General features: G+C 64.1%; 1 protein-coding gene. It reads right to left on the bottom strand.

The features are described 5' to 3' along the window. Positions 1 to 5: 5 nt before the first annotated feature. On the bottom strand, positions 6 to 2,258 hold a 2,253-nt coding region (locus ACSQ3E_RS30775), incomplete at its 5' end, for a DUF1989 domain-containing protein (RefSeq protein WP_436125503.1).

The raw sequence follows: 2,258 nt of genomic DNA, 5'->3' as shown, positions 1-2,258 counted from the left end.
GTTGCCTACGACCGCGGGCGTTCCTTCTTGGGATCGTAGTGGGCGAAGGGCACGATCCTTGCGGGCAGGCGCTTTTGCTGGCCGTCGAGCTTGCCGACTTCGACCTCGGTGCCGACATTGGCGTGGTGTGCCTCGACACGGGCGAGTGCGATGTTCTTGCCGAGGATCGGCGAGCGCATCGACGAGGTGACGATGCCGATCTGGGCGCGGCCGACATGGACGCAGTCGCCATGGCCGACAGCGACATTGGCGTCGATGTCGAGGCCGACAAGCTTGTGGATCGGGTTGTCCTTGCGCCGGATCAGCGCCTCGCGGCCGATGAAGTCGTCGGTCTTGGTCTTCAACGGCACGGTGAAGCCGATGCCGGCCTCGAACGGGTCGGTCTGGTCGGAGAACTCGTAGTTGGCAAAGATCAGGCCGGCCTCGATGCGCACCATGTCGAGGGCAGCAAAACCCATCGGCTTCAACCCATGCGGCTGGCCGGCTTCCCACACCGCGTCGAAGACCTTTTCGGCATCGCGCGGATGGCACCAGACCTCGTAGCCGAGCTCGCCGGTGTAGCCGGTGCGGGAAACGACGATCGGCACACCGGTCGCGTCACCGATGCGGCCGATGGTGAAGCGGAACCATTCGAGCTCGCTGAGTGCTGGCTGGTGCGGCGGCGTCCAGACGATCTCCTTGAGAATGTCGCGGCTGTTGGGGCCCTGGACGGCGATGTTGTGCATCTGGTCGGTCGAGGAACGGACCAGCACCTTGAGCCCGAGCTTCTCCGCCTGCTCGCGCAGCCAGACACCGGAATAGTCGTCGCCGCAGATCCAGCGGAAATTGTCCTTGCCGAGGCGAAGCAGCGTGCCGTCGTCGACCATGCCGCCATGCTCGTAGCACATGGCGGTGTAGACGACCTGGCCGACGCCGAGCTTCTTGACGTCGCGGGTCAGCGTGTACTGCATCAAGGCTTCGGAATCGGGGCCCGTCACCTCGAACTTGCGTAGCGCCGACAGATCCATCACCACCGCCTTCTGGCGGCAGGCCCAGTATTCCTCGATGGCGCCTTCCTTGGCGAATTCCTGCGGCAGCCAGAAACCCTTGTATTCGATGAAGTTGCGGGTGTGCTTGGCAAAGCTTGCGTGGAAGCCGGTCTCGCGGGTCATCTTGGGTTCTGCCTCCGGGGTCGTGCGTCGGGCGATCGCGCGCGAAAACTTGTTGTTGCCGGAATAGGTCCGGACATGGATGTCGGTGAGGTTCCAGCCATTGGATGGCGTGGTGTCATCAGGGCAGGCGGACGAGACGCAGACGATGTCGGTCAGCGCGCGCAACAGCACATAGTCGCCCGGCCGCGACCAGGGTTCGTCGGAGAACATCACGCCATGGGCGTCGATGCCGGTGTTGAAGAAGAAATTGACCGCCATCCAGCCGGCACGGGCATTCACCCCATGCGGGACAAGTGCGCCGTTGAAGTTCTCCGAGCAGTTGATGTGGCCGGGGTAACCGATGTCGTCGTAATATTTGGCGTAGCAGGCGAGCGCGAAGGCATCATGCCGGCCGCAGGTGTCCTGCACGACCTCGACAAGCGGCTCGAAATCCTGGTCGAAATATTTGGCATGCAGGCCGGGCATCGGGTAGGCGTGGCCCATCAGCGAACGGGTAGCGGTGACGTCAAGCGCGAGGTCCCTGCCCTTGTCGAGCTTGCGGGCCGAAAAGCACTGGAAGTCAGTGCACTGGCGGCCATCGACGTCGATGATCTGGATGTAGTCGCCGGCCTTGACGAAGTAGCTCTCCGCCGTCTTCGACTTGACGCGGAGATCGAGCACCGGATCGGCGAGCGGATCGGGCAGCTCGAAACCTCCCGATGCAGCACGGACCTTGGTCCGCTTGACCATCACCACCAGCGGCGTCGTCGTATCCTGGCTGTCGACCGGCATCGCAGCACCGGGTGCTGCAACCACCAGCGAGCCGGGCCGCGCCACGACAAAACTCTCTTCCACCCCGGCGGGCGTACCACCATCGAAGAAGCGCACCGCCTCGACCCGGCCAAGCTCAAGCTTGCGGCGGGCGAGACCCAAACGAAACTTCTGCAGGCTCTCGTCGCCATCGACAAGCAGCGCCTTCAGCCCCGACGCGTCGCTGTTCGAGCGTGTCGACAGGATGCCCGGATCGGCACGGCCGGCGGCATCGAACGCCACCAGCTCGCACGCCTGCCCGCCCTCGAAATTGCGCACCGTCACACGATCGCCGGCCTCGATGTCGATCAGCACCGC

The organism is Aminobacter sp. LjRoot7 (assembly GCF_964252895.1).
GTDB lineage: Bacteria > Pseudomonadota > Alphaproteobacteria > Rhizobiales > Rhizobiaceae > Aminobacter > Aminobacter aminovorans_B.
This window is presented reverse-complemented; position numbering and strand designations above follow the sequence as displayed.